Source organism: Thauera phenylacetica B4P, assembly GCF_000310225.1.
In the GTDB taxonomy this organism is placed as follows: Bacteria; Pseudomonadota; Gammaproteobacteria; order Burkholderiales; family Rhodocyclaceae; genus Thauera; species Thauera phenylacetica.
In genome coordinates, this window is the sequence record NZ_AMXF01000014.1 from 1 (window position 1) to 21,311 (window position 21,311).

Below are 21,311 nucleotides of genomic sequence, written 5' to 3' on the forward strand. Positions count from 1 at the left end.
GCTCGGCGTCGCGGCGGGCCTCGGCGAGGCGGGCCTGGAGCTGGGCGAGGCGGGCGGGATGCTCGGCGATCGCCTGGCGGCGCTGGGTGAGCGAGAGGCGCACGCGGGCGACGTCCTCGCGCGCCTGGTCGAAGGCGCTCTCGGCGCCGAGGCGGGCGTTCTTGAGGCGCTCGAAGCGGGCGAGCTTGGCCTCGGCGAGCTCGAGCAGGGTGCGCTCCTGCGCGATTGCCTCCTGGTCGTGGCGGTGGCGGATGCGCTCGCGCTCGAGTTCGGCGGTGGCCTGGTCGATGCGCGGCTTCAGGTCGCGCGGATCCATGCGTGCGAGCACCGTGCCGGCCTCGACGCGGTCGCCGTCGCGCACGCTCACCTCGAGCACGCGGCCGCCGACCGGTGCGGCGGCGCGCACGCGGTCGGGCGCCTCGATGCGGCCGTAGAGCACCAGCGTGGGATTCACCGCGATCGCGGTGAGCGGCTCGGCTTCGATCCGCCACACCCGCTCCCGAGTCTCCACCGCCGGCGGGGCGGGGCGGGTGGCGCGCAGGGCGAGGAATCCGGCTGCGGCCAGCACGAGGATGAGGACGGGAAGCAGGCGACGCATGGGGCAGAGCCTCGGGGGCCCGGGCGGGGCAGGTTTATCAGAAAACGCTTATTGTATTGCGGGAGCGGCTTCAGCGCTCGTCCAGCCACACCGACTCCCAGCGCGCGAGCTCGGGGAAGTGGTGCTCGGCGCGTTCGGCCAGCGCGCGGTCGAGCTCGTCGATGAGGCCGTGCAGCGAGGGCTCGGGGGCGTGCGGGAGCTCGGGCTCGAACTCGACGACGAGGTCGCCACGTGCGCGCCGGCCATGCGCCGGGAAACCCGCGCCGGGCACGCGCAGGCTGCGCGGATGGGCGAGGCCGGGCTCGAGCTCCAGGCTGCGCGCGCCCTCGGGGTGGGGCACGCGCAGGGTGCCGCCGATCAGCAGGCGCAGCGCGCTCACCGGGCGGCGCAGCACCAGGTCGCGGCCCTCGCGGCGAAACAGCGCGTGGCTGGCGAGGCGGATGCGCAGGCGCAGGTCGCCGGCACGATGGCGCGGGTCGGCATGCGGCTCGCCCTCGCCCGTAAGGCGCAGCTCGTCCTCATCCACCACCCCGGGCGGGATGCGCACCTCGAGGTGCCGGGTGTGCAGTTGCTCGCCGCTGCCGCCACAGCCGCCGCAGGGGCCGGTGTTGCGGTAGCCGCGACCCTCGCAGTCCGGACAGCGCTCCAGGCCGGCAGGCCCGCGCACACGGCCCGAGCCGCGGCAGGGCGAGCACAGCCGGCTCACGCTGAGTTGCTCCATGCCGCTGCCGCCGCACTGCGTACAGGGGCTGCGGCGCTCGACCTCGACCGCGCGCAGCGCGCCGGAGAAGCTCTCCTCGATGCTGATCTCCAGCGTCTGCCAGCGGTCCGCGCCACGCTGCGGTGCGGCGGCGCCCTCGTCCTCGTGCTGAGTCTGCCCCTCGTCGCCGAGCAGGGTGGCGAGCAGGCGGTCGTGCGCATCGCGCAGCCGCCTGAACTGCTCGGCGGCGGCGGGGTCGGGGTTGCGGTCGGGATGCCATTGCATGGCGAGCTTGCGGAAGGCGCGCTTGATCTGCTGCGCGCTCGCGCCGGCTGGCAGGCCGAGAAGGGCATGGGGGTCGGACATGGGCGGAAGGCTGTGGACTGCGAGGGCATCAGCTTAACCGAGCTTGCCGGCGGATGTTGCGCGGGCTTGACCAATCCGTAAAGGATGCAAGAATGTCATGCCGTGCTCAATACGGAATCGTATGGTTCTCGATGCTGGCGGAATGCGCCGGGCCGCGAACGAGCAGGCGCGAAAATACATGGAGACAAAGAACCGATGAGCCGACCCCGAGCTTCCGACATCCTGCCCCGCGACCTGTGGGTGGATCATCCGCAGGGCCGCATCTTCGCCAGGGAGTGGAGTCCGCAGGGGGTGGGCGCGCACCGCCCGGCGAGTCCGATCGTGCTGTTCCACGACTCGCTCGGCTGCGTCGAGCTGTGGCGCGACTTCCCGGCGCAGCTGAGCGCGGCCAGCGGGCGCCGGGTGATCGCCTACGACCGCCTCGGTTTCGGCCGCTCGGATGCGCGCGAGGTGCTTCCCGAGCTCGACTTCATCGCCGAGGAGGCGCGGGTGTATTTCCCCGCGGTGCGCGAGCAGCTCGGCCTGGAGCGTTTCGTGGTGTTCGGCCACAGCGTGGGCGGCGGCATGGCGGTGAATTGTGCTGCCGCGTTTGCCGGCGCCTGCGACGCCTTGATCACCGAATCGGCGCAGGTCTTTCCAGAGGACCTGACCCTGAGCAGCATCGCCGAGGCCAAGGGGCAGTTCGTCGATGAGTCGCAGCTGCAGCGCCTGGCGCGCTATCACGGCGACAAGGCGCGCTGGGTGCTGGACGCGTGGACCGAGAGCTGGCTGCATCCGGGCTTCGCCGCCTGGTCGTTGAAGTCGGTGCTGCCGCAGGTGCGTTGCCCGGTGCTGGCCATCCATGGCATGCACGACGAGTACGGCACCCGCGTGCATCCCGAGATGATCGGCGAGCTTTCCGCTGGCCCGGCGCAGGTGGCCATCCTGCCGGACACCTTCCACGTGCCGCATCGCGAGCGCCCCGAGGCGGTCATCGAGCTCGTCTGCGGTTTCCTCGACCCGGTGCGGCAGGGCGGGGTCGTGTGCGCACCCTGACTTGCGCGCGGGGCGCCTCCGCCCGGGGGGCGGAGCGCGCCCCAAGGGCGGGGCGGGGCGTCGCACGATGCGATGAGGGGCGGATGAAAGGCACGGACGAAAAAAAACGCCGACCCGGTGAGGAGTCGGCGTTTTTCGAATCTGGCGCGCCCGGAAGGATTCGAACCTCCTACCCCCTGGTTCGTAGCCAGGTACTCTATCCAGATGAGCTACGGGCGCGTTGCCGAAATCGTTTGGAGCCCGAGATCGGAAGGCTTTGTTTGGCGCGCCCGGAAGGATTCGAACCTCCTACCCCCTGGTTCGTAGCCAGGTACTCTATCCAGATGAGCTACGGGCGCTTATTGCTGCACTGCGAAGGAGCGGGATTATAACCACTGTTCCCACAACTTCAAGTTTTATTTGGCGGAGAGGGTGTCCCCCTCAACGACGGCGCGCACTGTATCACGGGGTTTCTTCGCAGCGCAACACCCCGTGTGAAATAAAGGATTCCGGCTGTTCGGCAGGTTTTCGCCCGTATCCCGTAGTATCATCAAATCTCACATGGGATGTTGGGTAGGTTGTGGGGTAGAGAAAATGCCGAAGATCGCCAAGGAACTGACCGCGCTCGAGGTGGGGCGCCTGAAGACAGAAGGACTCTATGCCGTCGGTGGTGTCGCCGGCCTGCACCTGCAGGTAACCTCGACTGGGGCTCGCTCGTGGATCTTGCGCGCCAAGATCGGCGCCAAGCGTCGAGACATCGGCCTGGGTGCCTATCCAGGTGTGACGCTGGCGCAGGCGCGCGAGAAAGCCCGTAACGCCCGCCAAGCCATCGCCGAGGGGCGTGACCCTGTCGCCGAGCGTGTAGCCGCCCGTAGCGCCCTGGCGGCGGCACACGGAGCGGAAATCACGTTCGACGAGTGCGTCGTGAAGTTCATCGACGCGAAGTCGGCCGAGTGGCGGAATCCGAAGAGTGCGGCGCAGTGGTCGGCTTCGCTGACGACCTACGCCTCGCCGACGATCGGGTCGCTCCAGGTGCGTGACGTCGAGCTGGCGCACATCCTCAAGATCCTCGAGCCGGTGTGGACCACGAAGACCGAGACCGCAACGCGCGTCCGCGGCCGGATTGAGAACGTCCTCGACTGGGCGACCGTGCGCGGCTTTCGCAAGGGGGACAATCCGGCGCGATGGCGGGGGCACCTCGACAAGCTGCTGGCCAAGCCCTCGAAGGTCGCCAGGGTCGAACACCACACCGCGCTGCCGATTGACGCCATGGGGGCGTTCATGGAGTCGCTGCAGAAGCGGGAGGGGCTGGCGGCGCGTGCGCTCGAGTTCCTGATCCTGACTGCGGTCCGCTCGGGTGAGGTGCGCGGCGCGACCTGGGACGAGATGGATCTGCAGGCCCGTGTCTGGACCATCCCAGCCGAGCGCATGAAGGGCGGAAAGGAACACCGCGTGCCGCTGTCCGACCGCGCGCTCGAGCTCCTCAAAGCGCTGCCTCGCCTCGCCGACTCCAACCTCGTCTTCCCGGCGCCGCGGGGTGGCCAGATGTCCGACATGACCCTGCTGGCGGTCATGCGCCGCATGAACGTCGACGCCGTGCCTCATGGCTTCCGCTCGACCTTCCGAGACTGGGCAGCGGAGCGGACCAACTACCCGCGCGACGTGGCGGAGATGGCCCTCGCGCACACCATCGGCGACAAAGTAGAAGCCGCGTATCGGCGTGGCGACCTCTTCGAGAAACGTGCCCGACTCATGGCCGACTGGGCGAAATTCTGCGCGATGAAGTCCCCCGAGGGGGTCGTTATCCCTCTGCATCCGGAAAGCGTTTCCACAAATCCGGAACAGATTTCCGCATGAGAAACAATAGTTTGCATGGGCCTGATCCCTGCTGATACAGTGCCGGCAGGTGGCGTTTTCTTGCGGTTGCCACCTGTCGCACGACAACTGCTGATAATCGACATTCGCCAATTTTGACAAGCGACCCGCGGACCCTGATCCGCTGGCCCAGCTTCCTACGCGCTCTGGGCGGCGGATCCCGATCTGAGGATCTGTCGATGTCGTACAACAAGCAGAACAAGCCCGCGCCTGGCGCCATTGCAGCCGCCACCACCCAGCCGGCACCCGAGCCCATCCCGATGGCGCTCGCCAACTTCGAACACCTGCCTGATAACGCCTTCGTGCGTGAGCCCGTCGTGCGGGGCCTGTACGGCATCAGCCATGCCACGGTGTGGCGCTGGGTGAAGGCGGGGTTCATCCCGAAGCCCGTGAAGCTCTCGGCGCAGTCGACGGGGTGGCGAGTGGCTGACCTGCGCGCTGCGCTGCGTGCCAAGGCTGAAGAGGTGGCCGCATGACCGCGCCCACACATGAAAACGCCCGGCCGCTGGGGAGAGCGGACCGGGCGCTAAGCTCAAATGTGAGCCGAATTCACGCCGAAATCGTACCACACACGGCCGCGTGGGGTGTGTCGTCCGATGGTCTGATTTTTCCGCGCCCCTGGACCTGCGCCGGCCAACTGCTAGGGCAACTCCTCGTCGAGAAGGGCGTGACCCATCGGTCGTTCGACGGTCGTGCCGACTCGATGCGCGGTGCCGTGTATGTGAAGCGCTTGCGTGATGCCGGCTGGCCCATCGACACGGAGCTGGTCGCCGGTTCGAACCGGTTCGAGAAGGTCAGATACGGGATTTATCGCCTGGGCGACATCACCATCGGCACGGCCGAGGAAGAGTTCGTTGCGGCGTGCGGGTTGTCTAGAGAGGGGGTGCTGCCATGAACGCGCCCCTTTCCACGGCCATGTGCTACGACTGCCTCAGCGAACCGTGCGAGTGCGGTTCCCACCTCGCAGCGCCTGGGCCTGCTGTCGTGCCGCGACGCACCAAGCGGCCCGTATTCGCTGGCGCCTGGGCGCCGGTGACCTTCACCCGCTTCCGTTGCCACGCTGCGGACGAGGCCAAGAACGTGCGCAAGCGTGTGCAGCTCAACGCCGCCGGTGAGCTCGAGTCCTTGGCGCCCGACGGCTTCTCCAACGGCTATGCGGAAACCGTGCAGACCACCTTGGATGTGTTCGTCCGGGAAACGCAGGGCGAGCCGCCGCGCCCCGAACACGCGTTCTACACCGCCGGGGTGAGCGCGGAGTGCAAACCCGGCGAATCGCTGCTGATGGGCAAACTGGACGACGACAAGTGGCGCAGCAGGTCGAAGAAGGGCTTTCCCTTCCCGGAGCGTGACGCACTCCTGACCATCGACACCGACAACATCGAAGACTTTCCTGCGCTGCAGACGCCCGAGGACGTGGTCGACGTGCTTGCGCAGCTCGGCCTCGATGCGGACTGTGGTGCATCGCCGAGCGGATCCTCCTACCTCGAGTGGCCGGGCGGGAAACATGGCTTACGTGGCCTGCACACCTTCTATTCAATCGACAAGGGCGCAGAGGTTCCGCGCGTGCTCGACACCCTGCATAAGCGCGCATGGCTGGCCGGCTACGGCCTGGTCGTGGTCGGTTCCGATGGCAAACTGCACGAGCGCTCGATCGTGGACCGCGCGCTGGCGTCCGGCAACCAGCCGATTTTCGAGTTCGGTGCCGTGCTCCTGGACAAGCGGATTCAGCAGCCTCGCAAGGTGTCGCCCTTCCGCGGCCAGAAGCGCCAGATCGTGGCCGCCGACATCCTGCCGCTGACCGAGGAGCAGGAGGCCCAGTACAAAGCCCTTGTTGTGCTGGCGAAAGCGGAGAAGCAGGGCGACGCGGAGAAGGCTACCGAGGCCTGGATCGAACGCCGAACGGCAGCGCTACCCGAGGCCGAGCGTGACGCAGCCCGCGCGGCCCTGCTGCAACAGCGCGACGCCAAGCACAAGGAGCTTCCGCCGGGTTTCAGGTTGCAGTTGAACGATGGTAGGGATGTGCTCGTGTCGGCGATCCTGGCCGATCCTGATGCCTGGCACCGAGTCACGCTCCCCGATCCGCTCGAGCCTGAATATGGCAACGCGAAGGCGACCATCTTCACGCAAGAGCAGCGCGACGGCAGGCCGAAAATTATCTCGCGTGCTCACGGTGTCGAGACCGTCTATTTCCTCGATCCGCGACCGCCCGGGGTGCATTCGGGCGGTTTCGATCCGGAGTTGTTCGACGATGAAGGCAACACGCGCAAACTCGAGCCTTTTCCGAGTCCGACTGAGTTTGAGCGCCCGTGCTACATCATGCTCGACGACTGGACCGAGTCGCCGGGATTCCCACCGAATGAGTTTTTTCCCGAAGGCGTTCCACCGCAGCGGCGGCGGCCGGGGCTTTGGTTGTTCCGTAACCACCGCGCTAATGGCACCGTCACGCCGATCGATGACTGGATCTGTGACCCGCTGCACATCGACGCCCAGACCTACGACGGCGCGGGCAACAATTTCGGCCGCCTTCTGCGCTTCAGGACGACCGCGGGGAAGTGGCGTACTTGGGCGTTGCCGATGGAGTTGGTGGGTGGTGATCCGGCTGCGCTCATGGGCACGCTTCTTGGCATGGGCCTGGGTACGGATGGCACGCGGAACGGGAAACAGCGGATCGTAGAGTATCTGACGAGTGCTAGACCGACTCGGCACGTTCGGTGCGTTCCGCAAACCGGCTGGACGGGCGACACGTTCGTGCTGCCTGACCGGAACATCGGGCCAAAGGCGGATGACACGGTTCTCCAGTCCGAGTACATCCACGGCCTGACCGAGATGCATGGTACTGCCGGGACTTTCGACGGCTGGCGCGAGGGTATTTCGTTGGCGGCAGTGGGCAACCCGCTGTTGGTGCTCGCGCTGTCGGTGGCGTTCGCGGGGCCGCTGCTCTCGCGCACGCACAATGACAGCGGCGGCATCCATTTCATGGGGGAGTCGAGCACCGGGAAAACGACGATCCTGCAGGCTGCTTGTTCCGTCTGGGGCGGGAAGCAGTTCAAGCGCACATGGCTTGCCACGGCGAACGGGTTGGAAGGCGTCGCCGCGATGTCGAACGACTGCTTGCTCGCGCTCGATGAGATTTCGCAGTGCGAGCCACACCACATCGGCGCTGTGATTTACATGATCGGCAACGAGACCGGCAAGCAGCGTGCGAACAAGAGCGGTGCGGCTCGCACGCCCACACGCCACAAGATCGCCGTTATCTCGACCGGAGAGCGCACGATCACAGATGCAATGCTTGAGGGCGGGAAGCGTTCCAAGGCGGGGCAGGGCGTCCGGTTGATTGACGTTCTGGTGGGTGCGCGCTTTGGCTGCTTCGATGAGCTTCACGGCCACGGCTCGAGCAAGGAACTCGTCGACGCCATCGCGGTGACGGCTTCGCAGCACTACGGGCACGCCGGCCGCAGGTTCCTCGAATCTCTCGTGAGTGACGAGCGAGACCTCGTGGAGCGACTCGCTACGATCCGAGCACGGCCGGATTTCAACCCAGACAACGCCGATGGGCAGTGTTCGCGTGTCGCGTCGCGCTTTGCGCTGTTCGCCCTCGCCGGCGAACTCGCGACCGAGTACGGGGTCACGGGTTGGGCGACGGGCACCGCCACACAGGCGGCCGTCCAAGCGTTCAAGGCCTGGCACGCGCCCCGCGGCAAGGGTAGTGCAGAGAAGCAGCAAGCGTTCCGCGCGATCCTGGCGTTTCTCGAGCGACACGGTGACGCTCGATTCTCTGACGTCACCAAAACCGAGGGGCGGGGGCCTGTGGTGCGCGACCGTGCCGGCTGGTTCCGGTATGTCGAAGTCGGCGGCGCGCAGGAACTCGAGCGTGAGCACCTTTTCAACGGGGAGGGTATTCGGGAAGCGCTCGCGGGCCTGGACTTCAACAGCTCTATCCGTGCGCTGAGTGACGCCGGCGTACTGCCGCCTGCCGACAAGGACGGGAAGCACACCAAGGTGGTGAAGGTCGGGGGAGAGTCCAAGCGTGTGTATCCAGTGCTGCAGCGCAAGCTCGAGGCCGCACTCGAGGGCATGCGGGATGGCGCTGAGGTGCGGGAGTACGACCCTTTTGCCGATGGCTGAGGTGTTGTGCTTCTCCACGCGGCCGGCCGCGTGCCGGCTTTTTTTGTTGCTCTCGCCCGCCGGTTACCCCGGAGTTCTGCAGGGGTAACCGGCGGGGTAACCGGAGAACCCCAGCAACGGCGCGGGTTTCAGGACCGAGTTACCCCGGTTACCCCGGTTACCCGAGAAAACGAGAATGTTGGAGAGAAAAGCACGAAAGGGCAGGAAGAAAAAATAGTGAGGTTTTTTTTCTCGATGGTGGGGGTCTTGCTCTCGTGAATCTTAGTTTTAAGAGGTAACCAAGGTAACCAGGTAACCAGATAGAAGAAACCCAGCAACGGCGCGGGTTTCAGCCGCACAACGGTGGTTACCCCAAGGTTACCCCGCGCTCAGGTTGGGGTAACCGCCAGCCATCGAAAGCACACCGCACCCCGCCGAAATTCCTTTTCACCGAATTTCTCGCCACCCGCGACCGCACCCTGAGCACACCATGGCTTGACCACGGCACGCGCTCACCCTCATCGACCAGCACCGAGCCCCACAGCACGATTACCACGCCCCCGCAGCACCCCAGTAAAACCCCAGCCAATCCCGCACAACGCCCCGTGGCGATCCAGTGCCGTCCGACCGCATCGGCGACAGGCTGCAGAGGGGTGGTAATTCAAGTTACCCGCACCGACTACCCGCCGGCCCCGGGGTGCAGTTTCTGATGCATCAGACTAGAATCCCAACATGGTCACCTATCTGCTCCGCATCAAGGGTTTTTCCCCTGACACCCTGCCGCTGTCCCGGCTGGGGGAGTACCTTTGCGCACTCGCGGAACTGGTCGGCCCTGATGCTCCCGTGCACTTCGACAAGGTCACGAAGGGTAGTGCCCTCCTGAAGATGAAGGCCCCTGATGACCAAGCCCCCGCCATCGAGAGCCGTGTTCGGTTGGCTCCGGCTGCTGATCCAGGAACAGAGGGGCGACGAGGCTATGATCGCCTTCAGCAACTCTTGGGCGAGGATCAGACTAGTGCCGAATTTCGGGCCGACAAGGGCGCGGTGATTCTTCAGTTTCCGGGCGTCCGCCGGCTTAAGCCGGCACGAACTGCTTCCGTGCGTGAGTACAGCGAACTGCATGGGCGGATAATCCGTTTAGGCGGTCGTGACAGTACCGTGCCGGTAGGCCTGCAACTGTCCGACGGGGCCGTGGTGAACTGCACCGCGACGTTAGAGCAAGCACGGCAACTAAAGTCGTATCTGCTTGAGCCTATTGATGTGCTGTTGACCGGCGTTGGCCGTTGGACCAGAGATGAGAGCGGCCAGTGGGAAGTGGCTGACTTCAAGATCTCCGACTGCACGCCTATGCAATACGGAGAGTTCGATGCCGAATTCGCCAAGGTGCGCAGCGGCGGATCTGGATGGGACGCCGAAGACGATTTAGAAGCGGCGTTGCACCGCATCCGCTACGGAGACTGAATGCCGACGGTCATCGACGTAAACGTTCTGGTGGCGCTGTTCTCGAAGAATCACGATGATCTGCGCGACGTTCGGGTTCAAGGGTTGCTCCGGGACACCAGAAGTGCACGCGGTAGGCTCATCATCCCGGCGCCTGCGCTGGCGGAATTTGCGGTTAAGGCACGCGACGAGGAACTTGACTTCATCACGTCGCAGAAGATCTTCCAGATAGCCCCGTTCGATGCGGTCGCCGCGCTCGAGTGTGGATTCATGATCAGGGAGGTTTTTGCGAGCGAACGCAAGGAGGAGCGGCGGAAGATCAAATTCGATCTCCAGATTCTCGCGATTGCGAAGGTCTGCAGAGCATCCAGGCTGGTGTCGGACGACAACCAGCTTCGGGCGCGAGCCGAGGCCTTGCGTATATCGGGATTGAAGGTGCTCGACCTGCCGATTCCTGACGATAAGCGTCAAATTCCGCTGGTTCTCAGCGAGGACACTTCGCAAAGCATCGAAGACGACTAGAGGACCGCGCGCTACCTCGCCACCTCGACCGCGTAGGCGCTTTTCCGCACCACGCCCAGCGCCCGACTGCCGACGACACAGGCCTGCACCCAGGTTTTCCGACCGTCCGGCAGTCGCCTGACGTGACCGCGGCGCAGGTGTTCCCGCGGCCCATTCCGGTCACCCATCGGCGAGCCGATCGCGTGCGCCACGTCGCCGACCTTCACCACCAGAGCGCGCGTTTCGTAGAGCGGCAATTTCCCCTGTCGGCGGCGGCGCGCATTCACCGCCGGATCCACACGCTCGACGACTTCCGATGCAACGTTGTTGCACGAGAGCGCCTCGGCCAGTTCAAGCACGCTGCGGCCGGCAGCCATGACGGCCTCGTGCATCGGCGTGCGATCCAGTCTGCTCCCGATGCTGTCGAAGCACTGCCAACCGATGGACCCATCGTCGTGCCGCTGCTCGGGCTGGGCGGTGCAAGGGTAGAAGCCCCAGCCTTGCCCGTCGCCTGTGTCCACCGCGACTCTCACCACGATGGTGTTCTGTCCCGCCTCGTGCTGCTCCTGGGCGATGACCAGCGTGCGGCGCGCACCGTCGGCGAAGCTGATCGTCACGATCGGGAAGGGCAAGCGGATCGCGTGCAGATCCGTGTCGAGCCCACGGAGCCCATCGTCGAAGAGCCGGCCACCTGCTGGCAGCGTGAAGTGCTGGGCGGCGGGAATGGCGCGCACGATCGCATGGGCGAACGCGGCCTCGGGGCGGCCGGTGGCGGTGAGCTCCTCGGCGGCGATGCCGAGCGCGCGCTCGACTTGGGCGGCGTAGGTGCGGACGTGCATGAGGTCAGCTCCTGGTGATGAACCGCGCCGCCGTGCGCACGGCCGCCTGCAGCGCCAGGAACTTTGCGGGCGGCAAGGTGCGGTTCCCGTTGCGGTAGTGCGGGAGTGACGGTGCCGAGATCCCGAGCAGCGCGACAACGCCATCGACACCCAAGAATCGGCACGCCAGGACCACAGAAAAAGCGGAAGCGGCCGGATCCACATCCGACCGGCTACCGTAGCGCGAGAATCCCGCGGGTGTGGGCAGCCTGCCGACCAGCTCGCCGTCTTCGTCAACGAACACCGCCTCTGGGTGGCGGCAGCGGTGCAGGCGGACCATGCGCGCCTGAAATTCAGGCAGGCAATCGACGCACGGGGCGAGTCGCTCCCCAGCCTCTGCACGCCACGCGGCCAGGTGCCACGCCGACGGGAAGCACGCCCACTCGGCCGGCTGATCCAGGAGCGCGCGGTCGATGCTCTCGGCGCTCCTCGGGATTTGCGGAACGCTGGGCCGCGCGGGTGCAGGCGCCGATCTGTCGACGGTGGTGAAGAACAGCATCGGCGCCTCGATCATGGTCAGAGCAGGTTGCGTGCGAACGCGAACGCCTCGTTCCGCGCTGGCCACTCGGGCAGTACCTCGATTGTGTCGTCCCACGATGCGCGCGCCAGCACCTGCACAAGGTCTTCCCGATCGCGCCGCACCCCTTTGTCGAGTTGCTCTGTTGCTGACGAGTGCTCGATGGCGGCAGACTCGGCTTCGCGCTGAAGGCCGCCGAAAGCGATGTCCCGACGGACGCGAGCCAGCGCATCGTTTCGAGCTTCCATCTCGAACTTGATCCGCTCGAGTTCGCGCCGCGCATCGACGGCTGCCGTGAACTTTACGTCCCGCTCCTCGATCGCCTGCATCGCGAGCTCAGGCAGGCGCGCCTTCAATTTGTCGTAGTCGGACTGAAGGCGGGGCAGGCTTTTCTCGAGTTGCGTGACAACGCCGATCGCCCTCGAAAACGCGGCTTTCGCTTTTTCGTAGCGCGCGTTCACTTCGTTGAAGGCTTCCCGCCGACGCACGAAGTCGGGGTGCCCCTCGAGAAGGTGCTCGGGCAGGCCTTCACGAACCCGATTCATGAACGCGTTGAATTCGTAGTTGATGGTCATGGTGTCGTTCTCCTGTGAGTAGGGGGAGGGGGTCAGTCGATGACGGCAAAGCGGGAGTATTCGCGCAACTCGTCGCGGCGGCGGCTCAGGTTGATGCCCTGCGCCGTCTGCAGCTGCGCGCGGCGGTGGGCCATCCACGATGCCTTGAGGTGCTGCGGCCCGATCGCGAAGGGGCGGTTCTTGTCGTTGAAGCGGCGAATGTTGGTGATGACGTCGGCCAGGCTTGCGCTATCGCCCGCGTCGCGTGCTTCGCGCCAGGCGCGCATCAGATCCTCGCGGCGGCGTTGCAGCTTGGCCTCGCGGCCCTTCACGACCGAGCGGCCGGCGTACATTTCCGACAGGGCGGTCGGCTGAAAACCCATCGCGGTGCCGAGGATGTCGGTGTTGCTCAGGGTCACGCCGAGATCGTCACCGCGCCAGGATCGAACGCCTTCGGCCTCGTAGCGGTAGGCCTTGATTGCCGAGCTGATGAACTTCGGCATCATGCTTTCGACGCCTCGCATGGGCTGCCCTTCCTCGAAAGCCTGCATCGCGGTGCCCATCTGTCCGGCATAGCCTGCGATCGGGCCGAGCAAGGTCAGCATCCACTGCTCGACCGCGTCCCGGCCTTCCGTCTCTTTGAGCGGCGCACGCACCCACAAGTCGCCGAGACCAACGCGCGATGCCAGGTCGACGTCGAGCAGCAGGCGCAGCGGACCTTTCGCGATGGCCTCGCCGGTCTCGCGTCCGAAGGTGTCAGCCAGCCACAGGCGGTACTCGTCTTGCCAGTCGAGCGGCGGATCATCCTCATCACCCGAGCCCATCGCGAGCAGCGACAACAAGGGCGAAATTCCGAACACACCCAGCGGCAGGCCCAGCGATCCGGCGGCGGCAAAGTGCATCGACATGACGCCGAACAGCATCCGCCGCGCCTCGCTCTTCACCTCGGCGGATTCACCCTTCAGGGCGAGGTAGGCATTCCGCCAAAGCATGTAGGTCATCTGTTGTGAATATTGTTTAAACATAGTCACAACGCGTATGAAGTTGCCATGCATGTAGCGGGCGCGGTTCGATGCGGAGTAATCGAAGTGCGAACGCACGATGCCGTCGCGCGCGGTCTCGATGGCCTGCTCGTGGGTCTGTCCGGCTTCGCGCGCCAGGCGGTAGGCGGTGAGGGCTGAGACTTGCCGGTTGTAGGTCTCGGGCAGGTGGAAGGTCCATGAAATGACCTTCATCGCACGATTGAGCGCAAAGGCGCGGCGGCTGACCGTGCTGTCGGCATTCGCAGCGCCGGCCAGGTCGTGGGCAAGGGTCAAATTGATGATCCCGGACTCCTCGAGGCGCTTCAGGGCGTCGCGCTCTTCGGGGGTGATGTTCGGGTTCTCGCTGAGCACGAAGCCTGACCAACGGTCCCACTTGCCGCCAACGTAATCGCGCGTGGCTTTGGTCAGCGCGGCGGCGGCCTTGTCGAACCCGAAGCGGCTGCCCGCCCACGGGAAGAAAACCAAGGGCACTTGGCTCAAGTTCACCAGGCCCGATGCGATCGATCCACCCAGACTCATCACGAAACCGACTTGACCCGCGGCGGCTGCCACCGGGTGAGTATTCGGATTCAGGATCTGCTCGAGGCGGCGTGTCAATTCGTTCGCGACGTGCTGCCACTCGGTGACGTCACCCTCGGCGGTCTCCTGGATCTCCGTTTGCAAATCGTCGAGCGCGGCCACCAGCCGGTCAGCGTGGCGGATGCGGGCAATGTGGTGTGCTGCGTGTTGCTGCGCCTGGGCGAAGCCGCGCATGGCGTCGCGCGAGAATCCGGGCGTGCCCTTGCGGTGCTTGAAGTGCCGGCGGTACGAGGCATCCGGCAGCATGCTGATCGCGAGCTGGTTGAGCGTGTCGAAGAGCTGCGACTTCTGCGCCGGGTCGATGTCGAGACCCTCGAGGTGCTGCATGACCTCCTGTGTAAAGGCACCTGCAGCCCCGTCGCGCATCGCTGAATACTGCGACTTGCTCGTCATTTTCACGCGCCACCCGTCGGCGCGCAGTTGGCGGGCGCGGGCTTCACGTTGCGCACCACTCTCGAACGCTTCGACGGTGCGCTCGCCGTCGCGGTCCGCGATCAGCAGCAGATCGCCGAAGCGCGACAGCGGGAAATACACCCCGTGGGATAAGAATTTGTCGAAGTCGAGCCGGATGCGGTCCGCGATCTGGCGGCCCATCGATCCAGTACGCTCGGCACGATCGGCCAGGCCATTGCGAATCGCCAGGAGCGTCGCGCGATGGGTGTCGCGTGCCTCGCGATACACCGCCTGCGCCTCGTCGGAGAGTGCGTTCCAGTCGGCCAGGATCTGGTCGTGTTCTGGCTGGGTGGCGTTCATGGTGTCCGGATCGAATCCGGCCAGCGTCGCACTGTGCATGATGTCGGCCAGGGCGTCCGACTGCCGACTCGGCAGCTTGCGCCAGCGCTCGACAATCTCGTCGGCAGCCTGGGCAATCGATGCACGATCTGCGTCCATCGCCTGCACCGTGCGGTCGAAATCGACGATCTGCGGCAGGTCGCGACCCCAGATGTCCACGATCTGATCGCGGGTAAGCGCGCCCAGCATCCACGGGCGATTCGCGGCGATGGCACCGCGCGCCCAGTCGGCGGCGTTGCGGCGGGTGGGCGTGAAGCCCTCGACTGCCTCGTTCTGCTGCGCCTCGGCGGCGCGGCTCCGGCGCGTGCCAGGTTCCGCGGCGTCGTAGCCGGGGCCGCTGGGCTCGTACAGTTGGCGCGCACTGCGGCGGGCGTTCGCGCCGATCTGGTCGATCGGCACGAGGTTCGGGTTGCCGGCGCGCTTGCGCACCGTGGCCAACATCGACGTGCCGCCCTCGCTGACCACATCCTGGAAAATCCCGAAGCGAACCAACCAGGGATCGAGCTTCACGCCTTTGGGCACCACGAGGAAGCGCGCATTGCCGCCGGTGGCGCGGGTGATGCGGCGCGCCATGGCCATGATGGCGGCGCGGCCCAACTTGGTTTTCGTGTTCCGCAAGGGTTCGACGGGTACGTCGAGCAGTGCCTGTACCCGACCGGCTGCCGTGATGATCATCGCCGCGTGCCCGTCCGCCACCTGCAGGCCCTTGCCCATCTTGGCGATGTCCGCCGGGTCACCGATGGGGAGGCCTAGCAGGTGGTGCTTGAGCGCGGGCGCAGAGTTGAAATCGACCGATGCGAGGCGCGGGGCGAACGTGACCTGCACGCCGTACGCGGCCAGGTCGCGCGCGCTTATGTCGGGGAACTCGTCAAGCGGCGGCAGGCCGAGGCCCGTTAGCACCGCGAACTCGTTCGAGTCGATGATGATTTCACCCCGCCAGCCCGGAACGTCTCGGCGCAACTTGACGGCCATCCCCAAGTCGCCGGCCGAAGGCATTGCATCACCGCGCGGGTGGTTATGCATCGTGTAGACCGCGTCCGCGCCGTACTTGGCCATCTCGGTTTTCAGGCGGCCGGCGATGCCCTCGGGGAGGATCACCGCGCCGGGCAGGCGGGAGCTGAAAGCGTTCTCGCCGACGATGCGCCCGGCCTTGAGGTAGAACGCGCGCCAGGTCTCGAATCTCGGATCGCGATACACCTGCCCCAACACCGCCAGGTCGCTCGCGTCGCGCACCTCTTGACCGAGCAGTTGCGCGCCGCCCGTGGTGGCGATGTCAGCGGCCAGGCGCGAGCCCAGCACCGCGGCGCCGATCTTCTGGCCGCGTAGGCTGAGGATGCGGCGCTGCACGTCGGCCAGGGCGGCGCGGCCGGTGTCGAGCTGGGCGGCGGTCGTGTGTGGGCGGGTCTCGATGGTGGGGTAAGGATCGGTGGTGTCCTCGCGCACAATCGAGGGATCGGCCGGGGCGAAGGTCTCCTCCTTCACGCGACGAATCGGGATGTTGTAGTCGAGAAAGTCGCCAGTGGTGACCGCCCCGAAGTTGCCGGCGGTCGTGCCATCCGCCGACACGATGTCCGTGAAGATGTTGTCCAGCACCAGCCGCTTAAGTGGCTCCGGGCTGACACCGTCGGGCAGCACGAGGAAACGCCAGCCACCGGCCCCGGACTCGCGCGCGAACGCACGGACGACAGCGCGCAGCTTGCCAAGGGCGGCGCGGCTGGTGTCCTGGAGTAGTGCCATCGGCACATCCATCACGAGCTGCACTTTCTGGTCGCGGCGCAAGAAGATCAGGGCCGCGTGGTCGCTCTTCACCTGCAGCGCTTTGGCGGCCTGCACGACGTCCTGCTCACCGTTGATCGTGCTGCCGAGCATGTGATGATCGATCTCGGGCTTGCTGGCGAAGTCGGTGCCGTTGAGTTGCGGGGCCTGGATGACCTTCACCGCACCCTGTCCGCCAATGGTGGCGTACTCGTTGTGATCTATGACGACGTGTCCGCGGAAGCCGTTCACGCTGCTGGCGATCCACTTCGTCAGATTGACGTCGGCCGGTGACGGGGCAGCGCGGCCCGATGGGTGGTTGTGGAGTACCCAGAAGCCGGTCGCCCCGAAGCGCCCCACATCGCGGCGGATGTGGGCGTCGAAGTCGTTCGGCAGATTGACAGCCGCGGGCAGGCGGCTCGAATAAGCGCCCTCACCGACGACAACGCCCTGCGCGTCGGTGTAGAAGACCCTGAAAGTTTCGTACCTCGGATCTCTGAAGACCTGCGCCAGGGTGGCGAGGTCTTCCGCGCTGGCTACTCGCTGGCCGACGAGGTCGACGCCGCCGTCGAAGGTGAATCTATCGTAGAGGCGGGAGCCGAGTACCTCGATTGCGGCTCGATCTTGGTGATTCCCTCGGCGCTGTAGATGAGCCGTGACCCGTCGGGCCAGTTCACGCACCGCACTGCGGCCGGTCTCACGCTGGGCTTCTGTGGTGCCGGGTCTGGTTTCGACATTGTCGTAAATTTCCTCTGGCTTGACGGTCACCGTCCATCGACCGACGGGTGCCTTCTTCAGCTTCTGCGCGAACGCCTCGAGGTTCTCGGGCGTGTTGAGCACCCGGTAACGCGCGGTGCCGGCCTTCAGCTCTACGAACCCGATCTGTGTCCGCAGTCGCTCGAGCTCGCGATCTTGGTTGTCCGCCCACTCGGTGAGGCGCTCGGCCTCGGTGCGCTTGGTGGCCTTCAGGCTGGCGCGGCGGCGGGCGTCGGCGATGCGGGCCTTCAAGTCATTGTAGTCCGCGACGAGGTCGGCGGGCGCGGTGCGCTGCTTCAGCTGCTCGACCTGCGCCAGGATGACGTCACGGCCCTTGGCCTGCTGCCCGGGAACGATGGCGCGGGTGTTGGTGGTGGTGGTGGGCTTGTCCTGCTGCGTCGTGGCCGTCGTCGCATCTCCGAGCACACCCAGCGTGCGCGCCGCCTGCGCCAGCGCGTCACCGGTCACGAAAGCGTTGGGCTGTGCTTGCTGCTTGGCCAGGTCGATCACCGCCTGGGCTGCGTTCGCCGGCACGCCTGCACGCTCGAGCTCGGCGCGAATCCGACCTTCGAAGCGTCGGCCGCCGTCGATGGTCCAACGCTCGCGCTTGATCGTGCTCTGCGCGTTGCCGACGGCAGATGAGAAGGTGTTGCTGTCGATCGGTTGAATAGCCGGTGCAGCGCGCAGAGCCTCTGTGTCGAGACCCTGCGCGCCTTCCGGTACTGCGGGTACTGCGGGTACTGCGGGCACTGCGGGTGCTGCGGGTGCTGCTTGCGGCGTGGCGCCGATCACCTGGGCGAGCTCCGGGCCAGCGTCCGGCGTCCCGATCGGGGTGGCCGTGCTGCTGGTCGTGCTCGCCGAGGTGGTCGGCGCTGCCGTTGCCGTCGGTGCGGCCGACGGGCCTGGAGCTCGGCGGGCCGCACCGCGCTGCGCTCCGGGTTGAAAGCCTGCCCACTGCTGGAGCTGGGCGGGCGAAAGTTGATCAACAGGGGCGATGCCGAAGCCATCACCCGAGGGGGCAGGCACTACGGCATGTTCTGTGCCGCCAGCCGTCGACATCAGGCCGGCGAGGTTGCGGGCGTTCTTGAGCGGGATCGGCGCCTGGGTCTGGAAGAGCGTGTTGACGTCGAGTCCTTCGGCCTGGGCGGTCGGCGCGGCCGAGGTGGCCAGCGGGGAATCGATCGGCACCACTGCAAAGCGCCCGCTCACACTCGGATGCGGAATCACGACCTGCTCAATGCCGGTCCGCTTGGCGACGACCTCAGCGCGGCGTGCGGCGGCGGTCTCGTCCTTCATCGGAACAAGGCGCGGGGCCTGCTGCTGGTCGATCGGGGCGGCGGGGCTGGTGGTGGCGGTCGGTGCGGTGCCGGGGAACTGCTCGATGGTGGGTTGTTCGGTGTCAGGCACGAATCCGGGCGGAGCTGCATCCGGTACGAATCCGGCCAGATCTGCGTCCGGCACGAATCCCGACAGGTCCGCCGTCGGCGCTTGCTGCTCGTAGCGCAGCCAGGGCGGAACAATCGGCTCTGCCTGCTCGGGTGCGGTGCCGAGTTGCGCGTCGATCTGCTGCGCCCAGTCGGCGGGAAGCTGGTTATTTGAATCGCCATCCATCTGCCCGGCTGCAGCAGCCTGTTGCATCGTGCCGGCGGCGGGATCTTCGGTCGGCGGCAGCTTGCCCTGTGCCTGCTGGTTCAACGCGACGATGGCGGCGCGGGAATTCGGACCTGCGGCAGGGTTGAGGCGTGCGGCTGCCATCGCTGCCGCGTTCTTCGATGCGCCCCAAGCCACCTCTGCACCCGACTGGCCGAGGCTGAGCACGCTCTCGAGCACCGCATCGACCATATCGGCCTGACCGGTGGCGGCGAGCTCGCCGAGGTATTCGCCGAGGCCTTCCCCGATGGTCTCGAGGCCCAGCGCTGCACCAGCGCGGGCAGCCTTCTTGCCGAAGGTTGCGGTCACGTCGATCGCGGCTTCCTGCGCCTGTCGTACCGCCTTGACGACCTCGGGCGAGCGGCGGGCGGCCATGACTGCCACCTCGTTGCCGACATCGACGCCGGCATCGGTCAAGGCGCGCGTGGTGGCGCGCTCGACGGCGCGCGACGTGGCACCCACCACCCATCGCGACAGGCCCAGCGTTGCGGCATCGACGCCGGTGATGACTGCAGCCTTCGTGCCCCCTTCCTGGAACGCGGCCTCGCGCTCGGCGGCGGTGAACTGGCCGTCGGTCGCCTTCTCCATCGCCTTGTGCCCAACCTCGAGCGCGGTGTTGCCCAAGAACAAGCCGGCCAGGCCGCCGACTACGCCCAGCGCGGGCGCTGCGCCAGGCAGCGGAATTGCGGCGCCTGCGGTGGCGCCGAGCTTCGCACCTGCCCACGCTGGGGCGAGTGCGGCCACGGCATTCGGTGCTTGCTCGAGCACCGCGTAACCGGCGCCCTTGGGCTGGGCCAGCACCGCGCCGCCGACTACGCCGAGCGCATCGAGGAGCCCCGGGTCGTCGGTGCCCAGTGCTGCGCGGCGGCTCTCGAGCTCGGACTCGAAGGCTCGCAGGTTCTCGTTCTTCGGCGCGGCGGACTGGGCGTTGGATCGCTCGACGACACTTGCCCGATCGTCGATGGCCACGTCGGCAGCTGCACCGACCGCGCGGCCGGTGTTCTTGAAGCCTTGCGCCAGGGTGCTGATGATGCCCAGCCCGCGCGGCTGCTCGGGAACGAATTGGCTCCAGTCGGTCTGCGGCTGCTGCTCGAACTTCTGCCACGGGCCGGCGGCGGGCTGATCGGGTATGAATTTCGACCAATCGGTAGCTGGTTGCGCCGCTTGGGTAGCGGGCTGCTGGGCCTGGGGCTGGAAGCGCTGCCACGGCCCGGCGGCCGGCTGGGGTTGCGCGGCGGCAGGTGCGCCGGGTAGCGGGTGCAGGTTGTTGAACTCGTCCACCGTGCCACGGGGCATTTTGTCGTCAGTGCCAAGCATCGTTGTGTTCCTTGAATACGCGCGCTGCGATGGCGCTGTAGGTGGCCGAGGTGGGGAGCGCGCGGCGGGTGGCGGACGTTCGGTATTGCGGATCGCTGAAGTAAAAATCCACGCGCTCCAGCGCGAGGCGATCCGCGCCAGTCGCCTGCACGCGGATCTCGTCCAGACCCTCGATGAACTGCTCGAGCCAGCGCTCGGCCTCGTCGGAGCAAATGTCGTCGAGCCAGCACACGGCCCAGTGAGTCACGACCGCACCATCGATGACCGCCATGTCGGAGACCTCGATGGGCACGCCTGCTGTGATGAGTTGGGCGACCGCCTCGTCGTCAGTCGTCATGCCCTGGGCGCGGTCTTGGTCCTCAACGACCATCATTGCCAGCGCGAGGGCGGTCGGGTCGAACGGGTTCGGGTAGCGGAACGGTCCGGTGTGAGCGATACTCACGTCTGCAATTTCCCGTTGCTTTGCATTTGCGCTCACCTTGGCGGCCAGGCCTCGGTGGGCGTTTCCTTTTTCGGGGGTCATGTCACGCCTCGCTCGGTGGGATGTTGTCGAGTGCTGCCTCGACTTCTGCCAACTTCCAGCGCGTGTTGCGTCCCAGCTTGATCGGGCGGGGCAGCAGACCGCGTTGCACCAGTCGGTGCCACTGGCGCTCGGACACATCGAGCAGCGCGGCACCTGTGCGCGCGCTGATCACCGCCTGGGGCAGGTCGGCACCGTTGAAGACTTCGACGAATTGGGGGGAGGGGGCGGTCATGTCGGGGCAGCGGTTGTGGAGCTGCCGGGATGATGCAGAGGCGCGTGAGTTTTGTCCGGGAACGGCTGTTCAGGGGCTTGACATGCCGTGACAGGGCAGGGTGCACGGGGTCCGCGG

Annotated in this window: 15 protein-coding genes and 2 tRNA genes; 7 read left to right on the top strand and 10 right to left on the bottom strand. The window is 66.4% G+C overall.

The features are described 5' to 3' along the window. Both C667_RS03870 and C667_RS03875 read right to left on the bottom strand, forming a co-directional pair. On the bottom strand, positions 1 to 598 hold a 598-nt coding region (locus tag C667_RS03870), incomplete at its 3' end, for an efflux RND transporter periplasmic adaptor subunit (protein ID WP_004357398.1). Positions 599 to 668: 70 nt separating this feature from the next. Then, positions 669 to 1,664 (bottom strand): DnaJ C-terminal domain-containing protein, encoded by a 996-nt coding sequence (locus tag C667_RS03875; RefSeq protein WP_004357399.1) that lies wholly within the window; start codon positions 1,662 to 1,664, stop codon positions 669 to 671. Between the two features lie 195 nt (positions 1,665 to 1,859). Between C667_RS03875 and C667_RS03880 the strand changes: the two genes are divergently transcribed. Then, the gene (locus C667_RS03880; RefSeq protein WP_004357400.1) at positions 1,860 to 2,699 is read left to right on the top strand and encodes an alpha/beta fold hydrolase; all 840 of its coding nucleotides are present in this window, start codon (positions 1,860 to 1,862) and stop codon (positions 2,697 to 2,699) included. A gap of 142 nt (positions 2,700 to 2,841) precedes the next feature. On the opposite strand, the gene C667_RS03885 is transcribed toward C667_RS03880, so the two are convergent. Together C667_RS03885 and C667_RS03890 are read right to left on the bottom strand one after the other, a co-directional pair. Then, positions 2,842 to 2,918: transfer RNA gene (locus C667_RS03885), tRNA-Arg, on the bottom strand. Between the two features lie 42 nt (positions 2,919 to 2,960). Further along, positions 2,961 to 3,037 (bottom strand) — tRNA-Arg (locus tag C667_RS03890). Positions 3,038 to 3,272: 235 nt separating this feature from the next. On the opposite strand from C667_RS03890, the gene C667_RS03895 reads away from it, so the two are divergent. The 6 genes from C667_RS03895 to C667_RS03925 all read left to right on the top strand — a co-directional run bounded on the left by C667_RS03895 (position 3,273) and on the right by C667_RS03925 (position 10,619). Beyond that, on the top strand, positions 3,273 to 4,535 hold the full coding sequence (locus C667_RS03895) for a tyrosine-type recombinase/integrase (protein ID WP_004357401.1): 1,263 nt from the start codon (positions 3,273 to 3,275) through the stop codon (positions 4,533 to 4,535). Positions 4,536 to 4,732: 197 nt separating this feature from the next. Beyond that, positions 4,733 to 5,029, top strand: coding sequence for a helix-turn-helix transcriptional regulator (locus C667_RS03900; protein WP_004357403.1), 297 nt, complete (start codon positions 4,733 to 4,735; stop codon positions 5,027 to 5,029). Beyond that, positions 5,026 to 5,448: a hypothetical protein gene (locus tag C667_RS03905; protein ID WP_157302172.1), complete on the top strand. Its 423-nt coding sequence runs from the start codon at positions 5,026 to 5,028 to the stop codon at positions 5,446 to 5,448. The genes C667_RS03900 and C667_RS03905 overlap by 4 nt, the downstream gene beginning before the upstream one ends. A gap of 137 nt (positions 5,449 to 5,585) precedes the next feature. Further along, complete coding sequence (locus tag C667_RS26325) at positions 5,586 to 8,678, top strand: DUF927 domain-containing protein (RefSeq protein WP_004357406.1); 3,093 nt, start codon at positions 5,586 to 5,588, stop codon at positions 8,676 to 8,678. 711 nt (positions 8,679 to 9,389) lie between these two features. Continuing rightward, positions 9,390 to 10,118 (top strand): hypothetical protein, encoded by a 729-nt coding sequence (locus C667_RS25555; protein ID WP_157302174.1) that lies wholly within the window; start codon positions 9,390 to 9,392, stop codon positions 10,116 to 10,118. Beyond that, positions 10,119 to 10,619 (top strand): type II toxin-antitoxin system VapC family toxin, encoded by a 501-nt coding sequence (locus C667_RS03925; RefSeq protein WP_004357410.1) that lies wholly within the window; start codon positions 10,119 to 10,121, stop codon positions 10,617 to 10,619. 11 nt (positions 10,620 to 10,630) lie between these two features. Here C667_RS03925 and C667_RS03930 read toward each other — a convergent pair whose 3' ends face one another. The 6 genes from C667_RS03930 to C667_RS03955 are packed head-to-tail and all read right to left on the bottom strand — an operon-like array spanning position 10,631 to position 21,194. Beyond that, positions 10,631 to 11,437: a hypothetical protein gene (locus C667_RS03930; protein ID WP_004357411.1), complete on the bottom strand. Its 807-nt coding sequence runs from the start codon at positions 11,435 to 11,437 to the stop codon at positions 10,631 to 10,633. Positions 11,438 to 11,441: 4 nt separating this feature from the next. Continuing rightward, on the bottom strand, positions 11,442 to 11,975 hold the full coding sequence (locus C667_RS03935) for a hypothetical protein (protein WP_157302176.1): 534 nt from the start codon (positions 11,973 to 11,975) through the stop codon (positions 11,442 to 11,444). 17 nt (positions 11,976 to 11,992) lie between these two features. After that, positions 11,993 to 12,568, bottom strand: a complete 576-nt coding sequence (locus C667_RS03940) for a hypothetical protein (RefSeq protein ID WP_004357413.1) — start codon at positions 12,566 to 12,568, stop codon at positions 11,993 to 11,995. A 32-nt stretch (positions 12,569 to 12,600) separates the two neighbouring features. After that, the gene (locus C667_RS03945) at positions 12,601 to 20,439 is read right to left on the bottom strand and encodes a PLxRFG domain-containing protein (RefSeq protein WP_004357415.1); all 7,839 of its coding nucleotides are present in this window, start codon (positions 20,437 to 20,439) and stop codon (positions 12,601 to 12,603) included. After that, positions 20,426 to 20,962, bottom strand: coding sequence for a hypothetical protein (locus C667_RS03950; protein WP_157302178.1), 537 nt, complete (start codon positions 20,960 to 20,962; stop codon positions 20,426 to 20,428). Before C667_RS03950 ends, C667_RS03945 begins: the two co-directional genes overlap by 14 nt. 1 nt (position 20,963) lies before the next feature. Beyond that, positions 20,964 to 21,194, bottom strand: a complete 231-nt coding sequence (locus C667_RS03955) for a helix-turn-helix transcriptional regulator (RefSeq protein ID WP_004357418.1) — start codon at positions 21,192 to 21,194, stop codon at positions 20,964 to 20,966. Between the last annotated feature and the right edge of the window lie 117 nt (positions 21,195 to 21,311).

Bases quoted from the DNA above. Each gene is read 5' to 3' on its own strand.
- C667_RS03880 (WP_004357400.1), top strand. From the start codon at position 1,860: ATGAGCCGACCCCGAGCTTCCGACATCCTGCCCCGCGACCTGTGGGTG.
- C667_RS03875 (WP_004357399.1), bottom strand. From the start codon at position 1,664: ATGTCCGACCCCCATGCCCTTCTCGGCCTGCCAGCCGGCGCGAGCGCG.
- C667_RS03900 (WP_004357403.1), top strand. From the start codon at position 4,733: ATGTCGTACAACAAGCAGAACAAGCCCGCGCCTGGCGCCATTGCAGCC.
- C667_RS03925 (WP_004357410.1), top strand. From the start codon at position 10,119: ATGCCGACGGTCATCGACGTAAACGTTCTGGTGGCGCTGTTCTCGAAG.
- C667_RS03955 (WP_004357418.1), bottom strand. From the start codon at position 21,194: ATGACCGCCCCCTCCCCCCAATTCGTCGAAGTCTTCAACGGTGCCGAC.
- C667_RS03945 (WP_004357415.1), bottom strand. From the start codon at position 20,439: ATGCTTGGCACTGACGACAAAATGCCCCGTGGCACGGTGGACGAGTTC.
- C667_RS03905 (WP_157302172.1), top strand. From the start codon at position 5,026: ATGACCGCGCCCACACATGAAAACGCCCGGCCGCTGGGGAGAGCGGAC.
- C667_RS03940 (WP_004357413.1), bottom strand. From the start codon at position 12,568: ATGACCATCAACTACGAATTCAACGCGTTCATGAATCGGGTTCGTGAA.
- C667_RS03950 (WP_157302178.1), bottom strand. From the start codon at position 20,962: ATGACCCCCGAAAAAGGAAACGCCCACCGAGGCCTGGCCGCCAAGGTG.
- C667_RS03935 (WP_157302176.1), bottom strand. From the start codon at position 11,975: ATGCTGTTCTTCACCACCGTCGACAGATCGGCGCCTGCACCCGCGCGG.
- C667_RS03930 (WP_004357411.1), bottom strand. From the start codon at position 11,437: ATGCACGTCCGCACCTACGCCGCCCAAGTCGAGCGCGCGCTCGGCATC.
- C667_RS25555 (WP_157302174.1), top strand. From the start codon at position 9,390: ATGGTCACCTATCTGCTCCGCATCAAGGGTTTTTCCCCTGACACCCTG.
- C667_RS03895 (WP_004357401.1), top strand. From the start codon at position 3,273: ATGCCGAAGATCGCCAAGGAACTGACCGCGCTCGAGGTGGGGCGCCTG.